Genomic DNA, 5,362 nt, shown 5'->3' with positions numbered 1-5,362 from the left:
GTCCCGGCGCGCTCTGCGGTCTCTCCGGCTATCGCGCATCCATCGGTCGCGGCGACTGGCGCGGCGCAGCGCATCTCGCGCAGTCCTTCGACACCATGGGCTGGCTCTTCCGCGATCTCGAAGACGCTCCACTGCTCGCCGAAATTTTCGTTCCAGGCAAAACACCCACGACCCACGACTTCAAAAAGTTCGCCGTCGTTCACCACAAGTTCCTCCATGATTGCGAGCCGGCAATCCTCGACGGTCTTCATCGCGTCGAACGTGAACTGCACGCGCTAGGCCTCGAGAGCACCAGCGTCGACGTCAGCTGGTGGGCAGATTCATTAGAGATCTTTGCCCCCATCCAGGCCTGGGAGGCAGCGCGCATTCACGCCGGCCACTTCGACCAGATTCAACCCGCTATCCGCGAGCGGCTCGAGTGGGGCGCGCGCATCACCGACGCTGAATTGGCCTCATTACGCCAGCGTCACGCCGAGTTCCGCGCCCGTGTCGACGAATTACTACAGGAACACGAACTGCTTCTGCTGCCCGCCTCGCCTGTAGCGCGGCTCAACATCGGCGCAGACAATCGCCGGGCCCGCAGCCGGATCCTCCGCTATACCACCCCATCCAGCCTCGCCGGCGTCCCGGTCGTCACCATTCCCTGTAACGTCGGTGGCATGCAACTCGCCGCTGCCCGTGAGAACGACGAAAGCCTGCTCGAACTCGCTGCAAAAATCGGTTCGCGACGCAACCATCAGGCCTGAGAACGAGCCTTTGCCAGCAATCGAGCGATTCAAATATGAATCTGCGATCGCGCCACTTTGCGCGCGAATCCCTTCAGTGCTTCGTCCAGCCGTGCATTCCAGCTTCGAAGCTGCGGCGATCGAGCCGCGGAAGTGCGCGCGCCACCTTGTCGGGAAATAACGCGTAGTGCCGCGCCGCGATGAGCAGTTCCGGGACGCACCATACGTCCTCCTCCGAGGTCATCCAGTGCTGGCTGTCCAGGCGTGCCAGGTTCACCACCACCGAATACCATCGCAGCGTGCGCTGGCCGCGCAGGTTGTAGTAATCCTCAAAGTAGCTGAGTGCAAGTTCGCGCGGCGTGCGATAAACAGGCGCCCTAAAGCGCAGTCCCGCAAAGTTCGACTTGGCAATGCTTCCCCACAAGCCGCCTTCGCGATAGACGGCCAGCACGTGATCATCGTCATGCACTGACTCCAGGTCCATCAGCAGCGGTGGTCGCCCGTTTACGCGCAAAGCCGCGGCCGCCAACAGCGCTCCCTCCAGGCAATGCCCTTTGCGCTCCCGCAACGCACGCTGCGGAGACCACGCCGTATTCCCGTACTGATACGGCAACGCGTCAATGAACTTCTGGATTTGCGCCGGCGTTTTGAGCGCGCGCAACGTGCGCAAATCCGCTGGGGCTAATCCGAAGCTCTCATGCTTGTCTCGTCGAATTCCGTTCTTAGACAGGTCTCCCCCGTGCAACGCAAGGCATACGTCAGCAGCTTGATTGGAATATCATCTTACCGAAGGCCGATGGGATGCAGATCGCGCCGGGGAACGAATCGCTGGCAGCCAGCCGTCTAAATCGCGGCGACCCGCATTGATGCGAGCCCTCCTCAGTAGCCTTTCGGGGTTCGGAAATCTACCGCGAACAGTGACTCTAGCTTGATTCGGAGGAAGAACGGGAAGCGATCCCGTGCTCCAGCTTCTTCGACAAGATGATGCTCGACACGCAGAAACCGATGAACAAGTAATAGCCGGGCAGGATCCTGGAAGCATTCGTCGGAATCAGCACTTGCTGGACGTTCGGCACGTCGCGCAAGCCGTCCCACGCGCTTCCGATGACGCCGTTGAATGCGACGAAGGACATGAAGATTGCCAGAACCATAACGTCGGCCATGGACCACTTGGATAGCTCGAAAGCCAGCACCCTCACAACGCGATTGGTGCGCAACAGCGGGGGCCGGATGACACACACGCCGAGCGCCAGCATTTTCAGCGCCGGGAATACCACGCTGAAAAGGATCACTAGCACCGCAACCAGCGTCATCGCCGGGCGCCCCATCTGAATCAGCGTCTGAGACACCTCCAGCACGGTCTTGCTGCGGTAGTACAGCGACTGGTCGCGAAACTCAATAGGTGTGCCGAGCAGGGTCACGTCCAGCTTGGTGACGCGGACCTCCACCTCCAGCATCGGGCTGAGCACGCCGCCGGCCAGCATGGCAATCGAGAACAACATCAGCACCACTACGGCGCTGCGCGAGAGGGTCGGCGTGCCGGCCATCAGCACGATGAACCCCAGCGCCGCCGAAGCGAGCACTATGAGATAGTCGCGAGTCAGCTTCGTGTCCGCTTCCGCGATTTGTCTGCCCAGAGTCTCCTCGCAAGCCGCGCCACCCTCGCCAGTCTGGGAGCAACCATAATGCTTCAGAATGGCGTTATAGGTAGTCATGTCCGTGGTGCCGAAGGTGTTCTTGACCGCATCTGCCAGGACCGCGCGGATGGAGTCCTTGAAGCTCTCCTGCGTTTTCGGATTGGCCAGCTCTTTCATGACCACGTCGGTGTATTCCGGCACATGCGGACGAAGGGATCCAATGATCATGTTCACGAGGAACGCGTTGCCTCCGCCGGGCATGCCCGATGACTTGGCGTTGGGCGACGTCATCTGCGTCTTGATGTTGTCCAGCAGGGCATACAGCGACCGTTCAACCATGGGACGGAGGCTCTTGCTCTGTCCCTTGAGATCGAGCTTGTCGACTTGCGCGTTGAGTATCGGGCCGATGATGGTGCGCCATTGGTCGGCGCTCAGGATTCCGTAGCGCACGTTACTGATCTCGGCCAGATCGGTGCGAATCACGCGCCGCGCGGCGAGTCCATCAACGGTCTTCCAACTGAACCAGATGGCCGGCAAAAGCAGGATCACGCCCAGGGCCAGGCGGAAATCGAACGGACGCGAATGCTTGCCTGGTGACGGATTCGTCAGTGTGCCCACGTCTTCCACGATAGTGATATCGAGTATAAAACCATGCTGTTCTGGAGGCGGGCGACTCTAGATTTGCGAAGCTGCCAGCGGGCTCAAAATCAAATTGGTGATATTGCTGACAATCGTTTCAAACGCAAATCGGGGATCGGCTGAAAGCTTCTTCCACGCTGGATCGTTGCGAAACACAGCCCACTTGGCATCCAGTTCCGCGGAGTCCGCAAAGCTGAGCATATAGGTCAGGCTGGGCATGCGCTGGCCGATAAGGGTGTCTCCGAAGAAAACCATCTGAAATCCCGCGTTTTTGAATATTTCGAACTCGCCTGAGTGGAACATCTGCACCTTCAGGATGTGATCCCGATAGCTGGGGCTCTCGTAGGTGCGGAGCTGAAAGATGCGTTTGCCCTTCGCGGGTGGCGTAATCCGCGGCCATCCCTCAAATGCTGCCAGCAGCGAAGAGTCGATCCGAAGGAACGCCGGCGAGGCTGCCGGAGCGCTCCAGAATGGCTCCGCCGCTTTCACATAGTCGCCGTCCTGCGCGAGTTCGAGCTCAAGCGTTGCCGCCAAACCTGGCTCATGGATCGGGATGAGGACGTAGAACGTAGGCGTCTCCGGGCCGATATCCAGGCGAAATGCCCCAACGGGTCCCGCTCTCTTGGCCAACGCCGGAATCAGCGCCTCGCTGATGTACTTCTCCGTCATCGCCATCTGGGGGCCGGTCTGCAGCGCATAGCGGCGCAGCTGGTAGAACTCACGCGGCCGCGTAATGGCGCTTTGCGCCTCGGCGGCAGGCGCTATGGCAAAGGCTGAAGCGGCAAGTGTTCCCGCAAGAAAGTCACGACGATCCATCCAATCCTCCACTCAAACGGCTTGCGCAAAATTGAACTTACTCTTCGCCGATGTCCTCTTTCCAGATCTCCGGGTGCTCGGCGATATAGCTCTCCAGCAGTTCGCGGCACTCGTGGCTGTCGAGATCGATGACCTCCACGCCATTCTCCCGCAGCCAGTCAAGGCCGCCCGCAAAGGTTCGGCTTTCACCAACAACCAGTGTGCCTATATGAAACTGCCTCACCAACCCGCTGCAATACCAGCATGGGGCAAGCGTCGTAACCATGACCAGATCGCGATAGCTGCGTTGGCGCCCCGCACGGCGGAAGGCGTCAGTCTCTCCGTGCATACTGGGGTCGCCCTGCTGCACCCGGCGGTTGTGCCCGCTGCTGACCAGTTCCCCCGACTTCTTGAAAATGGCGGCGCCGATGGGGATACCGCCTTCCATTCGCCCGTAGCGCGCTTCTTCCAGCGCAACGGCCAGCATCTGTTCATAGACTTTCAAATCGCTTGCCATAGTCGATGTTGATGATACGGGATCACCGAAGGCCAAACGCATCGATTCGCACCATCTTAAGCAGAAGTCAGGTCAAGCAGAACAGGGAAGCGGTGCCCCTCCTGAGAATCACTGACAAAGGAATCGATTTCCTCCCGGCCCTCTAATCACTCCTCCCTTAAGATTTGTTAAGGCCCCAACCGCCAATATCCCTGCGGGTACCTGCTATCTGCATGAAAAACTGAAGATTGGGGTTTCGGATTCAGTTCCCCTCTCTCGGCGCGATGCCGAACACCCGTGGACTCGGCCTCTCCCTCTATTGACTTTGAGTGCGCACAAAGATGTAGGTTGGATTTGTGAGAGATGCTGGATACACCATCAGAAGCATGGCAGAGCGCTGCGGAATGACCGCGCACACTCTGCGCTACTATGAGCGCGTCGGCCTGATCCAACCGGTCGGACGCGCGCGTAACGGTCATCGCCGCTACTCTGAGTCCGACGAGGCGTGGCTGAACTTCCTCCATTGCATGCGTGCGACCAGCATGTCCATTCGGGAGATGCAGCGCTACGCTGAACTGCGCGAAAAAGGCGACGCCACTTCTCTCGATCGGCGCAAACTTCTGGAAGACCACCAGGCGGCCATTGCCGCAAAGATCATCGAGTTGCAAAAGGCTCATGCCCTGCTGAATCACAAGATCACGAACTACAAAATGATCGAAGAACGAATCCGTATCGGGAGTCCCCAGCCCGCCGGGCGGGAAGCTGAAAGCGAACTGGCGACAGCGAGCTAACCCTGCCGTCCCTTGAATCGGCCGAACCGGGAGCAAACACCCGTAAACGACGTTTGCATCAAAGCTAAGCGTGGTTTTGATCCCGGGTCGCCCGGTGTACGCCTCCCCATTTTGCGTGGGCTCAAAACCCATTTCCCAGTTGTTAGGGGATTTGGTTAGGATAGCGGCACGGCGTCTCCCCGGATGGGGCGTTCCCTGCTCTGATACGCCGGCCCGCCGAGCACAATTCGAAAGCAGTCCTGTCCCAAGGAGGTCGACCTGTGGCAGACACTATTGAAA

The 5,362-nt window shown here is 59.3% G+C and carries 6 protein-coding genes; 2 read left to right on the top strand and 4 right to left on the bottom strand.

What is annotated here, in order from left to right; all coding sequences use genetic code 11:
* On the top strand, window positions 1-746 hold a 746-nt coding region (locus WA354_RS04405), incomplete at its 5' end, for an amidase family protein (protein WP_472811796.1).
* 73 nt (window positions 747-819) lie between these two features.
* Here the strand turns inward: WA354_RS04405 and WA354_RS04400 are convergent.
* The 4 genes from WA354_RS04400 to WA354_RS04385 form a co-directional block, all read right to left on the bottom strand.
* Entirely contained in the window at window positions 820-1,386 is a 567-nt protein-coding gene (locus tag WA354_RS04400) for a hypothetical protein (protein ID WP_472811795.1), read from the bottom strand.
* 262 nt (window positions 1,387-1,648) lie between these two features.
* Window positions 1,649-2,989, bottom strand: a complete 1,341-nt coding sequence (locus WA354_RS04395; RefSeq protein WP_472811794.1) for a paraquat-inducible protein A — start codon at window positions 2,987-2,989, stop codon at window positions 1,649-1,651.
* A gap of 48 nt (window positions 2,990-3,037) precedes the next feature.
* Window positions 3,038-3,817: an NIPSNAP family protein gene (locus WA354_RS04390; protein WP_472811793.1), complete on the bottom strand. Its 780-nt coding sequence runs from the start codon at window positions 3,815-3,817 to the stop codon at window positions 3,038-3,040.
* Between the two features lie 37 nt (window positions 3,818-3,854).
* A complete protein-coding gene (locus WA354_RS04385; RefSeq protein WP_472811792.1) occupies window positions 3,855-4,313 on the bottom strand; it encodes a nucleoside deaminase in 459 nt (152 codons plus the stop codon).
* A gap of 335 nt (window positions 4,314-4,648) precedes the next feature.
* Between WA354_RS04385 and WA354_RS04380 the strand changes: the two genes are divergently transcribed.
* Window positions 4,649-5,083, top strand: a complete 435-nt coding sequence (locus WA354_RS04380) for a MerR family transcriptional regulator (protein WP_472811791.1) — start codon at window positions 4,649-4,651, stop codon at window positions 5,081-5,083.
* Window positions 5,084-5,362: the final 279 nt, after the last annotated feature.

The organism is Occallatibacter sp., from assembly GCF_049802275.1.
Classification (GTDB): Bacteria; Acidobacteriota; Terriglobia; order Terriglobales; family Acidobacteriaceae; genus Telmatobacter.
This window is presented reverse-complemented; position numbering and strand designations above follow the sequence as displayed.